The organism is Microbacterium phosphatis (genome assembly GCF_049177115.1).
In the GTDB taxonomy this organism is placed as follows: Bacteria; Actinomycetota; Actinomycetes; order Actinomycetales; family Microbacteriaceae; genus Microbacterium; species Microbacterium phosphatis.
The window spans coordinates 518,386-538,385 of sequence record NZ_CP185370.1 but is presented as its reverse complement, the minus strand read 5'-3'; the positions used below and the strand labels follow the sequence as shown (position 1 = coordinate 538,385).

The 20,000-nt window shown below is 68.3% G+C and carries 19 protein-coding genes and 1 pseudogene; 5 read left to right on the top strand and 15 right to left on the bottom strand.

Features of this window, described 5'->3' with window-relative positions; translation table 11 throughout:
- Positions 1-20: 20 nt before the first annotated feature.
- Complete coding sequence (locus tag ACOKGD_RS02505; RefSeq protein WP_342337006.1) at positions 21-2,930, bottom strand: glycoside hydrolase family 3 protein; 2,910 nt, start codon at positions 2,928-2,930, stop codon at positions 21-23.
- A 70-nt stretch (positions 2,931-3,000) separates the two neighbouring features.
- On the opposite strand from ACOKGD_RS02505, the gene ACOKGD_RS02500 reads away from it, so the two are divergent.
- Together ACOKGD_RS02500 and ACOKGD_RS02495 are read left to right on the top strand one after the other, a co-directional pair.
- Positions 3,001-4,092 carry a tyrosine-type recombinase/integrase gene (locus ACOKGD_RS02500; RefSeq protein WP_342337007.1) on the top strand — a complete coding sequence of 364 codons (1,092 nt, stop codon included), beginning with the start codon at positions 3,001-3,003 and terminating at the stop codon, positions 4,090-4,092.
- A gap of 348 nt (positions 4,093-4,440) precedes the next feature.
- Positions 4,441-4,680: a hypothetical protein gene (locus tag ACOKGD_RS02495; protein WP_342337009.1), complete on the top strand. Its 240-nt coding sequence runs from the start codon at positions 4,441-4,443 to the stop codon at positions 4,678-4,680.
- 206 nt (positions 4,681-4,886) lie between these two features.
- Here the strand turns inward: ACOKGD_RS02495 and ACOKGD_RS02490 are convergent, their stop codons facing one another.
- The 4 genes from ACOKGD_RS02490 to ACOKGD_RS02475 form a co-directional block, all read right to left on the bottom strand.
- Positions 4,887-5,177 carry a hypothetical protein gene (locus ACOKGD_RS02490; protein WP_342337010.1) on the bottom strand — a complete coding sequence of 97 codons (291 nt, stop codon included), beginning with the start codon at positions 5,175-5,177 and terminating at the stop codon, positions 4,887-4,889.
- 108 nt (positions 5,178-5,285) lie between these two features.
- Positions 5,286-5,570 (bottom strand): hypothetical protein, encoded by a 285-nt coding sequence (locus tag ACOKGD_RS02485; protein WP_342337012.1) that lies wholly within the window; start codon positions 5,568-5,570, stop codon positions 5,286-5,288.
- A gap of 91 nt (positions 5,571-5,661) precedes the next feature.
- Positions 5,662-6,027 carry a DoxX family protein gene (locus ACOKGD_RS02480; protein WP_342337014.1) on the bottom strand — a complete coding sequence of 122 codons (366 nt, stop codon included), beginning with the start codon at positions 6,025-6,027 and terminating at the stop codon, positions 5,662-5,664.
- 49 nt (positions 6,028-6,076) lie between these two features.
- Positions 6,077-9,178, bottom strand: coding sequence for an efflux RND transporter permease subunit (locus tag ACOKGD_RS02475; RefSeq protein WP_421355078.1), 3,102 nt, complete (start codon positions 9,176-9,178; stop codon positions 6,077-6,079).
- 92 nt (positions 9,179-9,270) lie between these two features.
- On the opposite strand from ACOKGD_RS02475, the gene ACOKGD_RS02470 reads away from it, so the two are divergent.
- Together ACOKGD_RS02470 and ACOKGD_RS02465 are read left to right on the top strand one after the other, a co-directional pair.
- Entirely contained in the window at positions 9,271-9,756 is a 486-nt protein-coding gene (locus ACOKGD_RS02470; protein ID WP_342337016.1) for a MarR family winged helix-turn-helix transcriptional regulator, read from the top strand.
- Between the two features lie 3 nt (positions 9,757-9,759).
- Entirely contained in the window at positions 9,760-9,900 is a 141-nt protein-coding gene (locus ACOKGD_RS02465; protein WP_421355132.1) for a hypothetical protein, read from the top strand.
- A 33-nt stretch (positions 9,901-9,933) separates the two neighbouring features.
- On the opposite strand, the gene ACOKGD_RS02460 is transcribed toward ACOKGD_RS02465, so the two are convergent.
- From ACOKGD_RS02460 to purU, 4 genes are all read right to left on the bottom strand, one after another.
- Complete coding sequence (locus ACOKGD_RS02460; protein WP_342337018.1) at positions 9,934-10,506, bottom strand: hypothetical protein; 573 nt, start codon at positions 10,504-10,506, stop codon at positions 9,934-9,936.
- A 142-nt stretch (positions 10,507-10,648) separates the two neighbouring features.
- Positions 10,649-11,989: an aminomethyl transferase family protein gene (locus tag ACOKGD_RS02455; protein ID WP_342337020.1), complete on the bottom strand. Its 1,341-nt coding sequence runs from the start codon at positions 11,987-11,989 to the stop codon at positions 10,649-10,651.
- A gap of 50 nt (positions 11,990-12,039) precedes the next feature.
- Positions 12,040-12,885, bottom strand: a complete 846-nt coding sequence (locus ACOKGD_RS02450) for a methylenetetrahydrofolate reductase (protein WP_342337021.1) — start codon at positions 12,883-12,885, stop codon at positions 12,040-12,042.
- 28 nt (positions 12,886-12,913) lie between these two features.
- Positions 12,914-13,747, bottom strand: coding sequence for a formyltetrahydrofolate deformylase (gene purU / locus ACOKGD_RS02445; protein WP_342337172.1), 834 nt, complete (start codon positions 13,745-13,747; stop codon positions 12,914-12,916).
- Positions 13,748-14,088: 341 nt separating this feature from the next.
- Between purU and ACOKGD_RS02440 the strand changes: the two genes are divergently transcribed.
- Entirely contained in the window at positions 14,089-14,559 is a 471-nt protein-coding gene (locus ACOKGD_RS02440) for a MarR family winged helix-turn-helix transcriptional regulator (RefSeq protein ID WP_342337023.1), read from the top strand.
- A gap of 6 nt (positions 14,560-14,565) precedes the next feature.
- Here the strand turns inward: ACOKGD_RS02440 and ACOKGD_RS02435 are convergent, their stop codons facing one another.
- The 6 genes and pseudogenes from ACOKGD_RS02435 to hpaH form a co-directional block, all read right to left on the bottom strand.
- Entirely contained in the window at positions 14,566-14,838 is a 273-nt protein-coding gene (locus tag ACOKGD_RS02435; protein ID WP_342337024.1) for a RidA family protein, read from the bottom strand.
- A pseudogene (locus tag ACOKGD_RS02430) lies at positions 14,835-15,640 on the bottom strand (DUF3500 domain-containing protein). Before ACOKGD_RS02430 ends, ACOKGD_RS02435 begins: the two are co-directional and overlap by 4 nt.
- A 381-nt stretch (positions 15,641-16,021) precedes the next feature.
- Positions 16,022-16,897, bottom strand: a complete 876-nt coding sequence (locus ACOKGD_RS02425) for a siderophore-interacting protein (protein WP_342337027.1) — start codon at positions 16,895-16,897, stop codon at positions 16,022-16,024.
- Complete coding sequence (locus ACOKGD_RS02420; protein ID WP_342337029.1) at positions 16,894-18,357, bottom strand: NAD-dependent succinate-semialdehyde dehydrogenase; 1,464 nt, start codon at positions 18,355-18,357, stop codon at positions 16,894-16,896. The genes ACOKGD_RS02425 and ACOKGD_RS02420 overlap by 4 nt, the downstream gene beginning before the upstream one ends.
- Positions 18,358-18,367: 10 nt before the next feature.
- Positions 18,368-19,177, bottom strand: coding sequence for an HpcH/HpaI aldolase family protein (locus ACOKGD_RS02415; RefSeq protein ID WP_342337031.1), 810 nt, complete (start codon positions 19,175-19,177; stop codon positions 18,368-18,370).
- Positions 19,162-19,953, bottom strand: coding sequence for a 2-oxo-hept-4-ene-1,7-dioate hydratase (gene hpaH / locus ACOKGD_RS02410; RefSeq protein ID WP_342337033.1), 792 nt, complete (start codon positions 19,951-19,953; stop codon positions 19,162-19,164). The genes ACOKGD_RS02415 and hpaH overlap by 16 nt, the downstream gene beginning before the upstream one ends.
- Positions 19,954-20,000 lie beyond the last annotated feature (47 nt).

The following is a 20,000-nucleotide window of genomic DNA, read 5'->3' as shown; positions in this document are numbered from 1 at the left end:
TCGGCACCCCTCGCCCGGGATCAGACCACGCGCGGACGCTCCCGCCGCTGACGCACGAGGCGTCGAGTGACGAAGAAGACGACGGCGAGCAGCAGCAGACCGAGCACGATGTCGAGGAGGATGAGTCCCCACATCCACAGCGGCGTCACGGAGACCAGCTCTCCGCCCGCGGACAGTCCGTTCATCGCGTTGCTGTTCACGACCGCGTACGCGATGTTGTGCGCAGCGGCGACGATGCCGGACTGGACTGCGGGCGTGAGGTCGCCTGCCGGGAGCTTCCACAGTTCCGCATCCGTGTTCAGCCACAAGTCGGTTCCGGCAGCCAGCCCCTCGCGGAGGTCCTCGTAGGCGAACACGTCGAATGACGCCTGGTCGGTCTCGACGACGCCGGTGAAGCCCCACTCGCCGCGGAGCGTGTCCGTGATGAGCCCGGCATGACCGCCGGTCCATCGCGGACCGATCCGGTTCATCGACGCCATGATGCCCCGTGCGCCGCCCTCGCGAACCGTGATCTCGAACGGCTCGAGATACAGCTCCCGAATCGACTGCTCGTTGGCGAGCATCGACCCGCCGATGCGGTTGACCTCCTGGTCGTTGAGCGCGTAGTGCTTGACGAAGACGATGACGCCCTTGCTCTGCGCACCCTCGACCATCGCCGCGCCGATGCGTCCGGACAGCAGTGCGGACTCGGATGGGTACTCGAAGTTGCGCCCGCTGTACGGGGTCCGGTGGATGTTGATCGACGGCGCGTACCACCCCGCGTATCCGAGCGAGAGGCTGTCCTCGCCGATCGCATCGCCCATCCGCTGCGCCAGCTCATCGTTCCACGACGATGCGAGCACGATCGCCGGAGGGTAGGCCATGCCGTTCTCGCCGCCGGTGAGTGTGGCGGAGAACCCGGCCGGGCCGTCCTTGAGCGTGGTGCCCGGCAGCTGGATCGATTCGACCGCGCGAGTGGCGTAGCCGCCGATGCGCACGAGCTCTTCCAACTCGCTCAGGCTCGCCTGACCCAGTAGAGCGTCCCAGGCCGGGCTGTCGTAGTCCTCGCCGATGAGCATGGCGGCGTTCAGCTCGCCGTACGTTTCATCGATGGTCTCGAACTCAGGCGTCTCGGCCGTCTCGTCCTCGGTGTTCTGGATCTCCAGAGCGTCGACGAACTCCTCGGGCGCGGTCCAGTTGCCATCGGCGTATGTCTCGGGCCAGGTGCCCTCCCAATCGGAGCGGCTGAGGTAGGCGAACCCGGAATCCCACGTGCGCAGGTCGACGTCCTCGAAGGCGTTGGTGATCGCATTCCCGGTCTCAGCCGACGTGGCGTAGGTCGTGGTGTCCAGCTCGCCGACGCCGACCTCGTCGACGAAGGCTGCATCGCCTTCGGCATCCATTCCGTCGGCGGCCGTGAGGCCCTTCGCGGCGAGGATGTTGTTCACGGCCGCGTGCGCGTCATCGGCCGCCGACAGGTAGTACGAACCGGCATCGACGATGTACGTGCCGGTGCCGTATGCGTCGTAGGCGCGCATGGCTTCCTTCGGCACCTCGACCGTCACGGTCTCGGTCGCACCGGGCTCGAGCTCTGGCGTCTTCGCGTAGCCGACGAGCTCTACAGCGGCCTTCTCGATGCCGTTCTCACGGTCGTAATCTGTGTACGGCGACTGCATGTACACCTGGACGATGTCCTTGCCCGCGCGCTCTCCGCTGTTCTCCACGGTCACGGAGACTGCGAAGGCGTCGTCGTTCTCGGTGACGGCGTAGTCGCTCCACTTGAACGACGTGTACGACGACCCGTATCCGAACGGATACTGGACTGCTGTGGTGTAGTCGAAGTCGCCGGCGCCGGAGGTTCCCAGGACGACGTCCTCGTAGCGGGTCTCGTAGTACGCGTATCCCACGTAGATGCCCTCGGCGTAGGCGAGATATGCGTTGCCCCTGTCGAGGTCGCTGTTCGCGATCGAGTAGCTTCCGAAGTTCGCCATCGCCGGCGACCCCAGCGAGTCGTAGGCGTAGGTGTCCACAAGGGCGCCCGACGGGTTGATGGTGCCGCTCAGCGCCTCGCCCACGGCGACCGCACCGCGCTCGCCCAGCGACCCGACCCACAGCGCCGCATCGACGCCGATCTCGTCGAAGAATCCGAGTTCCAGCGGGTTCGACGTGTTGAGCACGACGACGACGTCGTCGAAGTGCTCAGCGGCCAGAGCGAGCATGTCGCGCTCGGCCGACGAGAGCTGAAGGTAGGTCGATCCGTCCGCGGCGGGCTCGGTGGACAGATCCGCCGTCTCACCGCCCGACCGGCCGAGGACCACGACAGCGGCATCGGCGTAATCCTCGAAACTGGCGATTACGTCGGACGAGTACTCGTCACGCGGAACCTCGTTGACCGCGTACTCACCCTGTCCGTACACGTCGGGCGTCGTCTTGCGGTACTCGGCGCCCGCTCCGGACTCGTAGAACTCCCAGAGCGTGGGGTTCACCGTGAAACCGGCCTGTTCCAGACCTTCGCCAAGGGTGACCGCCTTGCTCGCGTCTACCGACCCGGCACCCCCGCCGCCGTACACCGGATCGACGGCGTCCTGACCGAAGACGCTGATGCGCGCGTTCTCCGCGAGGGGCAGGCTTCCCGAGTTCTCGAGAAGCACGATTCCTTCGCGCGAGATGTCCGTCGACACGGTCTCCAGGTAGCTCTGACGCTCCTGATCGCTCGAGAAGCTGCTGGCGAAGTGCTCGGTCTCTTCCCCCTCCGCCGAGACGACCTGCTGCGTCGGCTGCCCGAGGTAGACGGAGATGAGGTCGAAGTACCGGTTGGCGAAGTAGTTGCCGACGACCAGTACGACGACGAGAAGTGCGGCGATGACGTAGATGATCAGCGCGGCCGCGGTGGACAGACGGCGCTTCGTTGCGGAATTCGGCGACGGTGCCGCCGCGCGCGAACTGCTCATTTTGCTCCTTTGCTGTGGGACGGGCAGACCTCCAGAGGCACCCGCGGCTCACCAGCTTCTCGCCTGAAACATGATGAACCCGATCGAGTTGGATGTTCTGTCGATTTGGATGCCCAACCTGTCGGGATCGGGGCAAGATCGGCGTCTCCTTCAAGGAGATGAGCGAGGCCGCGGGCTTGTTGAACGACTCGTAGTAGTCGGCGAACTGGTGGCGATGTTCCAGCGCGCACGCGCGAATGGCAACCCGCACACGATCGACACGGACAACCACAACCTCGCCGCGCTGTCGAAGCGACTACTGGTCCGACCAGTGTCGTCGATCCAGGCGGCGGACGTCCGTGAGCATCTGATTGCCGAACTGCAATCGGGTAAGGCCCCGGCAACTGTCGCGCGGGCGCGGACGACGCTCAGCGCCCTGTTCACCTACGCCGCTGAACATGATTTGCTTCGCCAGCCCCATCCTGTCCGGACGATGAAGAAGATCCCGGAGCTCGGCACGGCCGCGCAGCGAACGCTCAGCCTCAGCGAGATCCCCACACCGCAGCAGGTCGCGTCCACACTGGCCCTGCTCCGCGAGCGACGGTCTGACATCGCCGACGTCTTCGAGTTCATGTCCCTGACCGGCATCCGATGGGGTGAAGCACGAGCCGCGCGCGTGAGCTGGCTCAGCGAGCACGGACTTACACAGCTCAACGTTGGGCGTTCCCACTCGGACGGGTATGCGGAAAAGAACCCAAAGTCCTGGCGCGGCACTCGATCAATCCCACTATCTCCGCGAGCGGTCGAGATCTTCCACGCCCACGCCGGAAAATCAACCAGCAGCTATGTCTTCACCAACAAGCTCGGCGGACAACTCACCGCCAACCTGGTGCGCAAGCTTCCGCTCGGTTTCCGCCGGCACGCGCTTCGGCACTTCGCCGCTTCAACGTGGCTGAGACCGGGCACGCCCGTCAACGAGGTCGCAGAGTATCTCGGCGACGAGGCTCGGACAGTTCTCACCACATACGCTCACGTTCTGGGCGAGGGGCAACGCCGCGATTTTGTGGACCGACTCGCGGCCGCGGAGGGCAGATCTCAAGATCGCGTACACTCCACGTACACTTCGGCGCCAAAATTGGACCCAGCAAGCGTTCCGGACAATCGAACTGGCTTCGGGATATAACTTCTGACCAGGAATCTTGTGGCGGAGACGGAGGGATTTGAACTCCGCCCCCGCACGTGCGTCCAGACCCACTCGGCTCCGTTCGCGTTGATTCATGCGGATCTGGGCTGCACACGACGACGTTCGGGCGGAGTGGGAGTCGTTCAGCTTTACGCGATTCTTACGCAGTGAGCCCCGCCTCATTCCCGGCGCGCGTGGTGCAGTCACGCGACCTGGACGGAGCCCACGGTACGCACGGACGGCTCCTCCGGGAGGGAGAGAACGAGTGACGGCCGAGCGCGGTCGCGAGCCTCGTGAGCGTGTCGATCCGGGTCTTCGCGCCGCCGCCGCGGAACAGCGCACCGGGGCATGACGACGCCGACGCGGCCGGTGCCGGGCTTCATGGTGGAGACCATGTGCTGCATCCACGGATGCCGCCCCAGCCCGGGCGGTGCGGGCGGCTGCGGTGGCGACGTGGAGGTCCCTCGGTGGGTGGACGTGTCCCTCGCGGCGATGACCGCGGCGGGCGTCACGCTCTTGGTGTGGGCGTTGTTCGCCGGCGCGATGAACCATCTGCTGGAGCGGGCGATCTCAGCCGCGACGTACTGACACCAGCTGCCACCCGTCCGGCACCTGTGCCTCGAGCGCGGCCATGTCGTCGGCGTCGAGCTCGCGCGTCTCGCCCCACCGTGCCATCCGCCCAGCGACCGTGAGCGCTGTCGATCCCTTCACCATCGACACCTTCGCGTCGGTGAGCTCGCACGACGGCAGACGGTGCCACGACAGTGGAAGAGTGGGTCAGCTAGACGCTGGCTTCAGGTCGCGGGTGGACTGTCGAAGAAGCCGCCGAACGGGAAGTTCTCGTCGCCGGTGTCGCGCGAGTCCAGAGGAACCGTCGCGACCGTGAGCACGACCTGTGAAGCGTGCGTGATGAGAGCGCTCACGGCGCGGTTTCCCACGACGATGAACTCGACGAAATCCCCGAGGCTGTGCGCGGCGTCGACGATGTTCTGCTTCAGCGCTGCAATGTCCTGACCCTGCGCCAGGAGGAAGGACTCGCCATTGATGCGGATCTCCGTCCGGACCATGGTGTGCGTTTCAGTCATCGCCTAAATCCTATGGGCGGGGCAAGCGGGGGCACGAGTAACTCGTGCGGAGTCTCGCGCGCGTCTGTTCATCGCAGATGCCAGGCGCGGGAATCTGTGCCGCGTCGCCTAGAAGCCGTCGAACGGGTCGCCGTAGGGATAGTTTTCGTCACCGGTGTCGCGCGGGTCGTGCTGCACCGTCTCGGAGGACAGCGTGATCTCGGAGGAGCGATTGATCAGCACGCTTACGGCGCGGTTCCCCACAGCGGTGAAGTCGATGAACGCACCGGGGCCCTGCGCGGCTGCCGCGAAACGTTGCCGCAGGTCTTCAAGGTCCTGCCCTTGAGCCAGTAAGTACGCGTGACCGTTGACGCGGACCTCGGTCCGCACCATTGTCAGCAACTCACCCATCATTCGCCGACGCCGCGATGCGCGGCCGCCACGCGCTGGAGCAGGCGCTGCGCGACTCGCGCGTCGACCAGCCCAGCTGAGCAGTCCGTCCCGGTCAGAGCAGCACTGCGAACCCGACCGCGGCGCTGACAACCGCAAGCCCCCCGAGCACGAGCGGCGGGGCGAACGCCTCCCGACGGCGCACATGCACGACCACGGCGCCGATCATGATCACTGTCAGACCGACGGCCGCGAGAGGCGCGAGCACCGGCGCGACGCCTGACAGCAGGGGCAGGATGAGGCCCAGCGCGCCTAGGACCTCGAGGGCGCTGATCGTCTTGATCGCGCCGGGCGAGAAGTCGTCCACCCAGGCCATGCCTCCCTCCCTGAGCGCGGCCCTGGGCCGGACGAGCTTCATCACGCCGGCGGCGAGGAAGGCGAGGGCGAGCACGCCGTTCACGATCCACAGAGCGATGTTCATGCGGTCCTTCCTTCGGTGATGAGCGCGCCGTCATGGCGCGTCGGTGCGATCAGACGGAGACGCCGTCGACGCTCTCCGGTGTCGGACGTCGCGATGCGCGACGCTCGCGGCGCCCCTCGAAGAGCAGGTACAGCACGGGCACCAGGATCAGCGTGAGCAGCGTCGACGAGACCAGTCCGCCGATCACGACGACCGCCAGATCCTGTGAGATGAATCCGCTCGAGCCGGTGACGCCCAGCGCCATCGGCGTCAGCGCGCAGATCGTCGCGAGTGCCGTCATGAGGATCGGTCGCAGTCGTTGGCGGGCGCCGTTGTAGACGGCATCGCGCACGTTCTGCCCCTGAGTGCGGTACTGGTTCACCAGATCGATCAACACGATCGCGTTGGTGACAACGATGCCGATCAGCATGAGCATGCCGATGAGCGCCGAGATGCCCAGCGGCGTGCCGGTGACCAGCAGCAGCGCGAGGGCGCCGGTCGCGGCGAACGGGATGGAGACGAGCAGGATGAGCGGCTGCATGAGCGAGCGGAAGGTCGCCACGAGCAGCAGGAACACGAGCGCGACGGCGACGACCATCGCCAGCCCCAGCTGAGCGAACGACTCGGTCTGCTGCTCGGCGACGCCGCCGATCACGGCGCGGGCGCCGTCCGGAAGCTCGACGCCGTCCAGGCGCTCGGTGACCGCCGCGGTGACGGCGCCGAGCTCGCCCTCGTCGGGCGTGACCGACACGGTCGCGACCAGTTCGCCGTCCTCGCGGGCGATCGAGGTGGCGACCTCGACGAGCTCCACCTCCGCGATGTCCGACAGCGGGATCGGGCCCGCCGCCGTCGGCACCTGCAGGTCGCGCAGTTCGTCGATCGTCTCGGGCGCCGGCGCCGCGTCGACGAAGACGCGCAACTCGTCGCCGTCGATCGTGGCGTTGCCGATGCTCTGCGGCGACAGCACGCTCGAGGTCAGGCCGAGCACCTGCATCTCGGTCATGCCGTGCTGCAGTGCGGTCTCGCGGTCGACCTGCAGGGTCACGACCGGCTGCGCCGGAGCCTGGTCGGAGACGACGTCCGCCGCGTTCGGCGTGTCCTGGAGCGCGTCGAGCACGTCGGCCGCGGCCGTCTCGAGCGCGTCCTCGTCGTCGGCAGTGACGGTGACGTCGACGGCGCCGCCGAAGCCGCCCATCGCCGCCTGGTCGCTGAGGCCGATCTCGCCGGCGTCGGTGATCTCCGCCAGGCGATCCCGGATCGCGTCCTGCAGCGCCACCTGATCCGCATCCGGGTCGATGTTGACCGTGAAGGTGGCGGTGCCGCCGCCCCCGCCGAACATCATCGACATCTCGCCGCCGGATCCCGCGGTCATCATCACGTCTGTGACGCCGTCGATCTCCGCCAGAGCGTCCTCGACGTTCTCGGCGCCCGCGGAGATCGCGTCGAGATCGGTGCCGGGGTCGAATTCCTGGGTGACCGTCACCATGTTCTGGCCCGTGCTGCCAAGGAAGTCGACCTTCATCAGCGGCACCAGCGACACCGTGATCACCAGCAGCAGCGTGGACGCCACGAGCGTGACGACGGGATGCTGCTGGGTGCCGCGCAGCACCGGCGCGTAGCCGCGCTGCAGCCAGCTGCGGTGCTCGTTCTCCTCGGCGGCCGCGCGCACCTCCGCGGCGGACGCCGTCTGCTTCGGCCGGCGCAGGAACCAGAATGACAGGACGGGCACGATCGTCAGCGCGACCAGCAGCGACGACAGCATCGCGATGGTCACGGTGAGCGCGAACGGCGCGAACAGCTCTCCCACCATGCCGCCCACGAACGCGATCGGCACGAACACCGCGACCGTCGTCAGCGTCGAGGACGTGATGGCGCCGGCGACCTCGCGCACGGCGGCGAGGATCGCCTGCACCCTCTCCTCGCCGTACGCGAGGTGACGCTTGATGTTCTCGATCACGACGATCGAGTCGTCCACCACACGACCGATGGCGATCGTCAGTGCGCCGAGCGTGAGCATGTTGAGCGAGTGACCGCCCAGGTACAGGCCGATGAACGTCGCCAGCACCGACAGCGGGATCGAGATCGCCGTCACCAGCGTCGAGCTCAACGACAGCAGGAAGATCAGGATCACGACCACCGCGAACACCAGGCCGAGCAGACCCTCGATGGCGAGATGCTCGATCGACTCCTCGATGAACGGGGCCTGGTCGAAGACCACCGTGAGATCGAGCTCGTCGTGATCGGCGGACAGCCCGGCGATCGCCTCCTCGATGCCATGCGAGATGCCGACGACATCGCCGTCCGTGACCGCGGTCACCGACAGCGAGAGCGCCTCCTCGCCGTTCATCCGGGTGATCGAGGTCTTCTCCTCGGTCACGACCTCGATGTCCGCCACGTCGTCGATGCTCAGCACCGTGCCGGGCTGGGTGCCGCTGGCCAGCGGGATGGCGCGCATGTCGTCGAGCGACTCGACCGGCGTGCCGCCCTGCACGGGGGCGAGCGACCCGTCGGCCTCCACGCTGCCGAGCGGCAGCGTGACGCCGTTGGCGTCGAGCGCATCCGTGATGGACTGCGCCGACAGCCCGTGCATCGCGAGCGCGGCCTGATCCGGCGTGATGACGATCCGGTCGAGGGCCGCACCGCTCACGGTCACATCGCGCACGTCCGCCACGGCCTCGAGCTCGGGAACCACGGTCTCCTCGAGCAGAGTGGTCAGCTCGATCTCGCTGAGGTCCGGCGCCGAGGCCGTGAGGGACACGATGGGGATGTCCGAGGTGCTGCCCGCCGCGACCTGCGGCTCGGCGTCCTCCGGGAGGGAGACTCCGTCGAGCGCGTCCTCGATGGAGGCACGGAAATCGTCGGCATCGGCGCCGTAGCTCGACGAGACGGTAACGACCGACATGCCGCTTGACGACGTGGCCGAGACCAGCTCGACCTCGGGGACGCTCTCGAGCGCGCTCGAGAGCGGCTGACTCACCTGCCCGTCGACGACCTCGGGGCTCGCGCCCGGCATGGTGGTGACCACGGTGGTCTGCGGCAGCTCGATCGACGGGATCAGCTCCTGGCGCAGCTGAGACATGGAGAACACCCCGAGTCCCGCGATGAGCAGAGTCACCAGAGCGACGAGGACACGGTTCGCGAGACTGAAACGCGCGAGACGGAACAAGGGCACCACCGGAGGCCGAGGACGAGAACACTTAGGGTCGCACGAAGCTTAGCCTGAAGCGATGCAACGCAACGGCTCCGCGCCGATATCCTCATCCCATGGACGACGCCGAGGATGCCGCGCGCGCCGCGCTGCTCTCGGATCTGCTGCGCATGCAGCAGGAGATGGAGACGGCGCTGGCTCCGCCTCTCGTCGAGCCGATGCTGACGCTGCGCCTGACGATGCAGCAGCTGAAGGTCCTCGCCATCCTCAGCGTGTCCCCCGACGGCATGTCCATGCAGAGCATCGCGACGAGCCTCGGCGTGTCTCTCGCGACGATCTCCGGCATCGTCGATCGCCTCGAAGCCCAGGGCATGGCCGCGCGCGGCAGCGACCCGAGAGACCTGCGGGTGCGTCGCGTGGTCACGACGCAAGCGGGGCGCGACGTCATGCGGCAGCTCGCCGCCACCCGCCCGCAGCTCGATGAGGCGGCGCTCCGGCGCCTTACGGTCGAGGATCTCCGGGCGCTGAACCAGGGCATCGCCGCGCTGCTCCGCGTGAGCCGGGAGCTCGCGACCGAACGCCACCTCGACGCAGAGGGCTGACACATCGCTCGCGAGGGCCGCGACCTGCCGTACAAGACCGTGCTGACGGCGTTCGTCCCGCTGCTCGAGGGCCGCGGTTTGAGCGAGGCGGAGATCCGCACGATCGTCATCGACAATCCGCGCGACCTGCTCGCCGGCCGCTGATCCGCTACCGAAGGAAACATCTGACGTCGCGCGTCAACACCGTCCTGGGCCCCATCGCCGCAGAAGAGCTGGGCTTCGTCGCCATCCGCGTGCACATCGGCTACTGCGACGTCCGTGGGTATCCACACGCCGGTGATAGCGGTGCATCACGAGCCGGGCCACCGGCTGCGCGAGCACCGCCTCGACGACGAACGCGACGGCGAAGTTACGCGGCCACACCTCGAAGAAGCGGACGATCGGATCGACCGTGAGGCTCCACGTCCCGACCCAGGTTCCCACGACGGTCAGGACCACCGACATCAGCGCCACGCTGCACAGCGTGTTCGCGAGCATGTGAGCGCCGAAGCCGTCGCCCGGCTGAAGGATCTTCCCGACCAGCCATCGCGCCGGCTTCAGCGTGAGCAGCACGACGGCGATCACGACGACCCAGAGCACGGGCAGCACGCGCAGCACCCCGAGCCAGGTGTCGAGCGAGAATCCGACGGTCAGTCCGGAGATGACGACGGGGATGACGTTCACGGAGACGAACGAGATGACCAGCATGAACAGCAGGGATTCGCGGCCGGAACGGGGCAGGTGGGTGTGGAACTTGTGGTGATCGCTCATGGCTTCTCTCTCGCGGTGTGGGCGGAAACGAGAACAGCGCCCATCCCCGGATCGGGCATGGGCGCTGTTTCAGACGGTTGTACGCGCCGTACTCGTTCGACCGTATCGATGCGCGCGCTGGACGTTGCCTGGGAGTCGGCGATCAGCCTTCCGAGTTTGCGCGGTACGCGGTGCGAGCGAACTCGTTGTACGGCGAGGTCTGCACCGTGGCGCGAATGCGCGGGAAGCCGAGGTCGGCGTCCGGCGCGGTGCCGTGTCCGGGGTGCTCACCCCAGACGACCTCGACCTGGGTGCCCGGCTCGGCCTGCGCGTTGTCCACCAGGGCCAGCGACAGGACGGTGCCGACGGGGGCGATGTTCGACGTCCAGAAGGTCATTCCCGCCAGGCCGTCGGCGCCCTCGATGCGGTAGCGGCCGTAGCTGTTGAGGTAGTCGAGGTCCTCGCCGAGCACGGTCCGGACGTCGTCGCGGTCGAATTCCAGGGTGACGCGGGTGCGGCGCACGTCATCCCGCGCGGCGAGCAGCGCCTCCTTGCCGATGAACTCGTGGTCGAACGAGATCGAGCGGCCGTAGCCGAGCTCCCACGGCGTGACGTAGTAGTCCTCGATGCGATCCGAGTAGAAGCTCCCATTCAGGGGCTTCTTGCCCTCGTACGAGAACACACTGAGCGAGCGGCGGTAGTCGGCCAGGCGCTCGTCGGTATAGATGGCGGGCGTCGGCGTGGGGATCCAGCCGCTCTCCACGCCGTTCGTGAAGTACGCCTTGCCACCCACCTGAACCAGGCCGGACGGCGCACCGGCCGCCAGGATCGCCTCCTTGACCGCGGCGTAGTCGGCGAAGTCGCCGATGAACTCGAAGCCGGCCTGGCCCGCCATGCCGTGGCGGAGGGCGCGCACCGGGCGGCCCGCGATCTGCACGGTCGTGGAGTGGAAGAACTTCACCGCCGGGGCCGGACCGTCGAGGAGACGCTCGATGACCTCCATGGCGAGCGGGCCCTGCACCTGGAAGCGGAACAGTCGCGGATCGGCGTCCGTGCGCACCGAGGAGTCGGGGTCGGTCGAGAACTCGACGTCGTAGCCGCCGGCCTGCGCGTGGTACTTCACCCAGCTCTGCGCGGCCGGCACGCCGGTGAGCGTGTACGACTCCTCACCCGTGCGCAGCAGGATGCCGTCGACGATGATGTTGCCGTCGTAGGCGACGGGGACGAACTGCTTGGCCTGGCCGATGGCGAAGCTGTTGTAGTTGTTCGCGCTGACCTCGCTGAGCAGGCGCGTCACGTCCGGCCCCTCGAAGAAGGTGTCGAACATGTGGAAGGACAGGTCGAACAGCGCCACGGTCGTGCGCCAGGCGGTCTGCTCGGCCGCCCAGCCGTCGAACTCCGGCTGCACGACGGGCACCGTCCACGGTGCCACGCCGGGCTGCCACAGCAACTGGATGGGAGATCCCGCGCGGTCGATCGCGCTCTGGAGGTCGGGTCCGGTCATGATGTGTTCCTCTCGTCGTCGAGTGGCCCTGGATGGGCGGGGTGTCTGGGTCAGCGCGCGCCGGGCGCGCCGACCGTATCGAACTGGCGGATCCACCGAGCGGTGGCCGCCACGCCGCCGAAGGTGTAGAAGTGCAGCAGCACGTCGCCGTGCCGCGCGGGGTCGATCCGTCTCTCGAGAGCGCCGATGAGGCGATCCGGTCCGGCGGTGCCGACGAGGTTCGTGAGCGAGAGTCCGTACTTCTTCACGATGCCCGCGCTGGAGGCGATGCCGAAGCGCCGCGCGAACCCGAGCAGGCGCTTGATGCCGGCGGGGCCGGGCACGCCGATCCGGATGGGCAGGTCGATCCCGAGGCCGCGCACTCGCTCGATCCAGCTGACGATCGGGTCGTCGTCGAACCCGAACTGGGTGATGATGCTGCCGCCGAGGCCCTGCTGCGCCAGCGCTGCGGTCTTGTCCCGCAGTGCGCTCCAGAGGTCGCCGTCCGAGATGTCCGGGTGTCCCTCGGGGTATCCGGCGACGCTCACGTGTCGCACGCCGTAGCCGGGCAGCAGGCCCGAGCGGATGACGTCCAGCGCCGAGGTATAGGGGCCCATCGGCTCCGCCGGATCGCCGCCGATGACGAAGATGTGCTCGCTCACGCCCGCGTCGCGCAGCGCCTCGAGGAAGCGGCGCAGGTCGCCCTCGCTCGTCAGTCGGCGGGCGGCGATGTGCGGCACCGGCACGAGTCCCGACGCCTTCACGGCTGCGGCGGCGGTGAGACGCGTGGGAAGATCCTCGCTGCTGAGGAAGGTCACGTTCACCCGCGTGCCGGCCGGGATCAGGGGGACGGCCTCCTCGAGCTCCGGGACGTCCTTTCCGGTCATCTCGAGCGAGTGGTCCTGAAGCAGTGTCATCGTCGACTCCTTTGATGTGTGGGCGGATTCAGAAGACGACGGTCTCGCGGCCGTTGCGCATCACGCGGTCCTGGCAGTGCCAGGTCACGGCGCGGGAGAGCACGGCGCGCTCGACGTCGGCGCCGCGTCGCTGCAGCTCCTCGGCCGTGTCGACGTGGGTGACACGCACGACGTCCTGCTCGATGATCGGGCCCTCGTCCAGGTCCTCGGTCACATAGTGCGCGGTCGCCCCGATGAGCTTCACGCCGCGCTCCTTGGCCTTGCGGTAGGGACCCGCGCCGATGAACGCCGGCAGGAACGAGTGGTGGATGTTGATCACCGGCACCCCGACCTTCTCGAGGAAGTCGCCCGACAGGATCTGCATGTACCGCGCCAGCACGACGAGGTCGACGTTGCCGCGCAGCAGCTCCACGATCCGGGCCTCGGCCTCCGACTTGTCGGGACCGCTCGACGGGACGTGGAAGAAGGGGATGCCGAACGTGCGCACATCCTCGGCCACCGTCGTGTGGTTGGAGATGACCATCGGCACGGTCATCGGGATATCGCCGCGGCGCTGACGCCACAGCAGGTCGAGCACGCAGTGGTCGGAGGTCGAGGCGAGGATCGCGACGCGTTTGGGCGTCGTGTCGGAGAGGCGCCAGGTCAGTCCCCGCCGCTCGCCCAGCTCGGCGTCGAGCGCCTGCTCCAGCGCGGGGCGCACGGCGACGAAGTCGGGCAGGTGGAAGACCGTGCGCTGGAAGAAGTGACCACCCTGCGGATCGTCGCTGTACTGATCGAGCGAGACGATGTTCGCGCCGTGGGACGACAGCACGGCCGAGATCGCGGCAACCAGCCCCGGGCCGTCCTGGCCCTGTACGAGCATCACTCCCTGCGTCTGCAGCTCTCCCGTTCGGCTCTCTGCCGAAGTGTCACGGGTATCGACGAGCGTCATGTCCTCTCCTTCGAGTCAGGCGTTCTCCGGAGCGGGCAGCGAGGGCCGGCCCCGGGATGGGGTGGCGCGTCCCGACCTCGTCGGATCCTCGGCGTTCCAGCCGATTCGAGCGCGGCGCTCTGCGCCGAGGCAGGAGCCGACGCGCGCCGGTCGCCGGGCTCCGGCGCCGCGGCGGCACCGTCACGAGCAGGCTAGCGAAGCAGCCAGCGAATATCAACTGACTGAAACCTTTTCAGTTGGCTTTTAACTTTTTCGTGGGCCACAATGGCGGGATGACGGCAGTGCCTGGATGGACCGACGGCCTCCCCTATGCGCTCTTCCGTGCGAACCAGGCTGTGCAACGGCGGCTGGCGGAGGCGATCGACGACATGGGTGTCACGATCACGCAACTCGGCATCGCCGTGCACCTCGATGAGCTCGGGCACCTCTCCGGCTCAGATCTCGCTCGCCGGTTCAAGATCACGCCGCAGTCCGCGGCCGCCGCCCTGGCCGCGCTGGAGTCGCGAGGATGGGTCACTCGCGTGCCCCACCCCTTCCACGGGCGGGTCATCTGGTACGAGGTCACCGAGGCGGGTCACACGGGCGCCCTCGAGGGTCGCCGCCGCCTCGCCGTCCTGCACGACGAATTCGAGCGACTGCTCGGCGGCCCGGTGGTGGACAAGGCGATCGCGCGCCTCCAGGCGGTGAGCGACGCGCTGGACGGCGCTGAGGTCCCCGCGGTGGCGATGTGGCCCGCGCTCTGAGCCGTTCTACTGTCCGACAACCGCGATGACGTCGGCCTGCGCGAGCAGACCGCCGTCGAGATCCGCCTTGACCACGTGACGGGCTGGACGTGACGCACGATCCGGGAACATCGCGAGCCATTCGCGGTTGAGCGCCTCCCGGTCGCGGAAGTCGGCGAGATAGACGGTCATGCGCATGATGTCGTCGGTCGAAGCACCCACCTGATCCATCAGCGCGCGGACATGCCCGAAGATCTGCGCGAGCTGCGCGTCGAGCCCCGCGGGCAGCTCGCCCGTCATGGCGTCCCTGCCCGTGAAGCCGCCCGAGAACACGAACGGTCCCTTGCGGCTCGCCGCCGGGATCGGGTTGCGGTGGCTGAAGCCCGGCAGATCGATCGACTCCCGCCCGCATCATCAGCCCTCCTCGCGTTCCCGCCACTGCGAGAGGTAGGCGCCTTGCCGCAGTCGTTGCCGTTCGGCAGCCTCAGGCAGGTGTGCACGTGGAACCGCGCCGGAAGCTTGTTCGCGAGCCAGACGCCCGCGTGGTTGTCGAGTTCAGCGACGATCACCGGCGACTGGATGCGGAAGTAGACCGGCTGGGTGCCGTCGGTTGCGCCGTACCAGGCGAACCGGGTCTCATCCAGATGCTCATCGAACTCGGCCATGGTGAGCGCGCGCTGCGGGGCGCGCTGCAGCAGGTGGAAGTCCTCGACGATGGCACGGAGGATCTCCGTCTGGCGCTCGTCCAGGTCGCTCGCGCGGATCCCCTCATAGGGGATCACCCAGTTGTCGTGGAACGCGCCGGCAAGATGGCGCTCGTCGGCGGGGCGAAGCCGCCCCTCCGGCATGCGGGGATCGAGGACGGACTCGTAGACGACCCCCTTCTCGCGTTGGTCGGGCGTGAGCGACGACGCGAGCTCGAACGCGAGGCGCTCGCGCTCCGCGAACAGCGGGGGGCGGGAGTCGGTGAGCGCCGGCTCGCCGCCGATGAAGACCGGAGACACCACTTCGCGCCGCCGACTGCGGCGAAGTTGACGCAGATGTGGTGGCCGAACAGCTGCCATCCCCAGGGCGCCGACGTGGAGGGCTCATCGAAGACCATCACCGCGAAAGAGCCTCGGCGATCCAGTGGAAGATCGCCCGATTCACCCGCGGCGCACCCGAGGGGAGGTAGGGGAGCGACTCGTCCGCTGGAAGTCCTCCTCGTTCGGACCCTGGTTCGTGATCACGCCTGGCAGTCACGCGCGCTCGTGGGGCAAGGAAGCAGCTCCAGGCCGCCCTCCAGATCTCGGGCGCCGACCACTACACCTTCGGCTCCTCTTTGCCCATCTTCCGCAGTTGGATGAGCCAGGGCGTCGACTTCCTGAAGAACACGATCGAGGTCTCGGACGAGGACCGCGAGCTCGTGCTCTGAAAGAACGCCAAGGATGTTCAATCTCCCGATCACCCCGTTCCCGCCGGACGGAAGAGCGCACCGTTCGGGTCAGTGCGCCTCGTCGTAGCGCGCGACCCCGCGCTTCCAGTATCCGCGCGCGGTCACGGCCTCCGCGCGAAGCGCCCAGCGGTCGAGCAGCAGCGCGCGGGCGGGTCCGACGACTGACGACTCGGCGGCCACGAAGCCGATCACGGTGCCCGCCAGCCGCTCGGCCGCCGTGATCCGATCGAGTCGCGCGGAGAGCGCGAGGCCCGCCGCGACGCCGTCTCTGTGGACGTATTCGACCGTCACTCCCTTCGGTGCCGCGAGCGGGATCTCGTGCTGGGCGTCCTCCGTCTCGACCAGGACCATCCCGGTCGCGTCGGCCCCCGCGTCGGCGAGGAACCTTCGGATGGCAGGCACGGCGGTCTCGTCGCCGGCAAGGAACCATGCCTCGGGCCGTCCGATCATGACCTTCGAGCCGCGGGGGCCGCCCTGGCCGACCAGGGATCCGATGGGCGCGTCGGCTGCCCAGGGCGACGCGACACCGGCACCTGGGTGGATCGTCAGCTCCACGTCCAGCCATCCCTCCTCCGCGTCCCATGACAGCGGAGTGATGTCCCGGGACGGCGAGTTCCGGAACCCGTCGACCTCCGAGGGGCCGATCTCGGTCGATGGGAAGAACAGCCGGATGTGATCGTCCGCGCCGCGCGAGTCGAACCCCGCCAAGTCCATGCCCTCGAGCCGGAGGCGGACGTATTGCGGGGTGATCCATGTGCGCAAAGCGAGGCGCAGGACGCGGAACCGCAGCTCGTTCCTCTGCCGCTCGAAGCGGAATGGCGAGTCGTGGCCGGGCGTCGCGACGACGTGGTCCGGCTGCGGCTCCCCTCTGGTCTTCCCCGCGCGGGCTCCGTCGGGCTCCCCAGTCAGCGCCGTCTCCTTCATGCGTTGGGCAGGAATGTGTACTTCGTGGAGAGGTACTCGTGGATGCCCTCGAAGCCGCCCTCGCGACCGACACCCGACTGCTTGACGCCGCCGAAGGGAGCGGCCGCGTTCGAGACGACGCCTGCGTTGAGGCCCATCATGCCGGTCTCCAGGCGCTCGATCATGCGGTGACCGCGCTGCAGGTCCTCGGTGAAGACGTAGGAGACGAGGCCGTACTCCGTGTCGTTCGCCATCGTCACGGCCTCGTCCTCCGTCGAGAACGTGGCGATCGCCAGCACCGGCCCGAAGATCTCCTCGCGCAGGATCGCGCTGCCCGGCTGCACGCCCGTGACGACGGTCGGCTGATAGAACGTCCCCGGCCCGTCGAGCTTCTCCCCGCCGGCCACCACGGTCGCGCCACGCTCGGTGGCGTCGGTCACCAGCTCCACGGCTTTGTCGACCGCGTCGGCGTCGATGAGGGGCCCGATCTCCACGCCCTCCTCCGTGCCGCGCCCGATCTTCATCGCCTTTACGCGCTCGGTGATCCGGTTCGCGAACTCCTCGGCGACCGACTCGTGCACGATGAAACGGTTCGCCGCCGTGCAGGCCTGGCCGATGTTGCGGAACTTCGCCTGCATCGCGCCGGTGACGGCCTTGTCGAGGTCGGCGTCCTCGAAGACGACGAACGGGGCGTTGCCGCCGAGCTCCATCGACACGCGCAGCACGCCCTCGGCGGCCTGTGCGATGAGCTTGCGACCGACCTCGGTCGATCCCGTGAAGGACAGCTTCCGCAGGCGCGGGTCGGAGATGATCGGCGCCGAGACGCGGCTCGACGACGCCGATGTGATGACGTTGACGACGCCCTTGGGCAGGCCGGCCTCCACGAGCAGCTGCGCGAAGAAGAGCGTCGTGAGCGGCGTCAGCTGCGGGGGCTTGATGACGACCGTGCAGCCCGCGGCGAGCGCCGGGGCGATCTTGCGCGTGGCCATCGCGAAGGGGAAGTTCCACGGCGTGATGAAGAACGACGGGCCGACGGGCCGCTGGGACACGATGATGCGACCGCTGCCCTCGGGATTGGTGCCGTAGCGCCCGGAGATGCGCACGGCCTCCTCGCTGAACCAGCGGTTGAACTCGTTGCCGTACGTCACCTCGCCCTTGGCCTCGGCCAGCGGCTTGCCCATCTCGATCGTCATCAGCAGGGCGACGTCGTCGGCCCGCTCGCGCACCAGGTCGAACGCGCGGCGCAGGATGTCGCTGCGCACGCGCGGCGGGGTGTTCGCCCACTCGTCCTGCACGGCCACGGCCGCGTCGAGCGCCCGGATGCCGTCCTCCGCCGTGCCGTCGGCGACGTTCGCGATGACCTCGTTCGTCGCGGGGTCGCGCACCTCGAAGGTCTTGCCTGACGACGAGTCCACCCACTCGCCGCCGATGAACAGGCGGGTCTCGACCTCGGCCAGCAGCGCCTTCTCGTCTTCGTTCATCACAAGCCTTTCAGTACGACCCACGATGAGTGGGATCGGATGAGATGTAGGTCTTCGCGAGCGCCTCGGCGCCGCGGGCGGCGAGCGCGACGTCCGCGCCTACCAGCACGAAGCGCGCGCCGGCGTCGACGTAGCCGCGCGCGGCGGACTCGACGAACGCGTTGACCCCCGCGGGCGTGCCCGCCGACGTCACCGCGGTGATCGTGCGCTCGACGGCGGCGACGACATCCGGATGCGTCTGCTGCCCGATCAGCCCCATGGAGGCGGCGAGGTCGCTCGGCCCCACGAAGACGCCGTCGACGCCGTCGACTGCCGCGATGGCCGATGCGTTCTCGACGCCCTCCGCGGTCTCGATCTGCACGATCACCGACGTGTGCTGCGCGGCGTTCGCGAGGTAGTCGTCCACGCGATTCCAGCGACCGGATCGCGCGAGCGCGTTGCCGACACCGCGGTGCCCGCGGGGAGGGTACGACGCGTGCGCCACCGCGGCCTCGCCCTCGGCGGCGGTCGACACCATGGGCACCATGATCGTCTGGGCGCCCAGGTCGAGCACCTGCTTGATCCACACGGCGTCGTTCGCCGGCACGCGCACGACCGTCGTGACGGGGTAGGCGGCGGCGGCCTGCAGCATCACCTGCGTCTCGCTCAGCCCGACGGGTCCGTGCTCCATGTCGATCATGAGCCAGTCGAGCCCCGCGCCCGCCATGATCTCCGCCATGACGGGGGATCCCGAGCAGACCCATCCGCCGTACAGCGCGCGATCCGCCTCGGACAGGCGCCCTCGCAGCGTCGAGGAAAGACGTCTCACTGGAAGCGGCATGCGATGGTCCCCATCTGTCCATAGTCGGCCAGGATGCTGTCGCCCGCCTCGGCCCACACCGGGCGCGTGAACGAGCCAGACAGGATGATCTCGCCCGACTCGAGCCGGTCGCCGTGCTGGTGCATCTTGTTGGCGAGCCACGCCACGCCGTTGCCCGGGTGGCCGAGCACGCCGCCCGAGACGCCCGTCTCCTCGATCGTCTCGTTGCGGTAGAGCATCGCGCCGACCCAGCGCAGGTCGAGGTCGTCGGGCCGCATGGGTCGGCCGCCCAGCACCATGCCGCCGTACGCCGCGTTGTCGCTGATCGTGTCCACGATGGTGCGGCCCTCCATCTCGATGTGCGAGTTGAGCACCTCGAGCGCGGGCGTGACGTACTCCGTCGCCCGCAGCACGTCGAACAGCGAGCACGCCGGCCCCTCCAGCGGCTCCTTCAGCACGAACGCGAGCTCGACCTCGACCCGGATGTTGGAGAAGTGCGCCGCCGGGATGACCGCCCCCGACTCGTACACGGTGTCGTCGAACATCACGCCGTAGTCCGGCTCGGTGATCCCCGTCGCCTGCTGCATCGCCTTGGACGTCAGGCCGATCTTGCGGCCCACGAGTCGGCGCCCGGTGGCCACCTGGGAGTCGCGCCAGATGCCCTGGATCGCGTACGCGTCCTCGATCGTCGCCTCCGGGAAGCGCGCCGTGATGCGGGGGATCACGCCGTGCGCGCGATCCGCCTCCGCGAGCTCGCCGGCGATCCGGGTGATCTGATCCTGAGTCAGCGCGCCCATGGACGGTCCCCGGGCTGGAGCATCCGATCCAGTGTGTCCTGCTCGCG

What these genes read in the sequence shown, in the direction of transcription:
- ACOKGD_RS02505 (WP_342337006.1), bottom strand. Translation starts at nt 2,930, where the DNA reads ATGAGCAGTTCGCGCGCGGCGGCACCGTCGCCGAATTCCGCAACGAAG.
- purU (WP_342337172.1), bottom strand. Translation starts at nt 13,747, where the DNA reads ATGCTCGTACAGGGCCAGGACGGCCCGGGGCTGGTTGCCGCGATCTCG.
- ACOKGD_RS02415 (WP_342337031.1), bottom strand. Translation starts at nt 19,177, where the DNA reads ATGCCGCTTCCAGTGAGACGTCTTTCCTCGACGCTGCGAGGGCGCCTG.
- hpaH (WP_342337033.1), bottom strand. Translation starts at nt 19,953, where the DNA reads ATGGGCGCGCTGACTCAGGATCAGATCACCCGGATCGCCGGCGAGCTC.
- ACOKGD_RS02500 (WP_342337007.1), top strand. Translation starts at nt 3,001, where the DNA reads ATGATGAACCCGATCGAGTTGGATGTTCTGTCGATTTGGATGCCCAAC.
- ACOKGD_RS02480 (WP_342337014.1), bottom strand. Translation starts at nt 6,027, where the DNA reads ATGAACATCGCTCTGTGGATCGTGAACGGCGTGCTCGCCCTCGCCTTC.
- ACOKGD_RS02485 (WP_342337012.1), bottom strand. Translation starts at nt 5,570, where the DNA reads ATGATGGGTGAGTTGCTGACAATGGTGCGGACCGAGGTCCGCGTCAAC.
- ACOKGD_RS02425 (WP_342337027.1), bottom strand. Translation starts at nt 16,897, where the DNA reads ATGAAGGAGACGGCGCTGACTGGGGAGCCCGACGGAGCCCGCGCGGGG.
- ACOKGD_RS02490 (WP_342337010.1), bottom strand. Translation starts at nt 5,177, where the DNA reads ATGACTGAAACGCACACCATGGTCCGGACGGAGATCCGCATCAATGGC.
- ACOKGD_RS02455 (WP_342337020.1), bottom strand. Translation starts at nt 11,989, where the DNA reads ATGACCGGACCCGACCTCCAGAGCGCGATCGACCGCGCGGGATCTCCC.
- ACOKGD_RS02435 (WP_342337024.1), bottom strand. Translation starts at nt 14,838, where the DNA reads ATGACGGGCGAGCTGCCCGCGGGGCTCGACGCGCAGCTCGCGCAGATC.
- ACOKGD_RS02440 (WP_342337023.1), top strand. Translation starts at nt 14,089, where the DNA reads ATGACGGCAGTGCCTGGATGGACCGACGGCCTCCCCTATGCGCTCTTC.
- ACOKGD_RS02420 (WP_342337029.1), bottom strand. Translation starts at nt 18,357, where the DNA reads ATGAACGAAGACGAGAAGGCGCTGCTGGCCGAGGTCGAGACCCGCCTG.
- ACOKGD_RS02450 (WP_342337021.1), bottom strand. Translation starts at nt 12,885, where the DNA reads ATGACACTGCTTCAGGACCACTCGCTCGAGATGACCGGAAAGGACGTC.
- ACOKGD_RS02470 (WP_342337016.1), top strand. Translation starts at nt 9,271, where the DNA reads ATGGACGACGCCGAGGATGCCGCGCGCGCCGCGCTGCTCTCGGATCTG.
- ACOKGD_RS02460 (WP_342337018.1), bottom strand. Translation starts at nt 10,506, where the DNA reads ATGAGCGATCACCACAAGTTCCACACCCACCTGCCCCGTTCCGGCCGC.
- ACOKGD_RS02495 (WP_342337009.1), top strand. Translation starts at nt 4,441, where the DNA reads ATGACGACGCCGACGCGGCCGGTGCCGGGCTTCATGGTGGAGACCATG.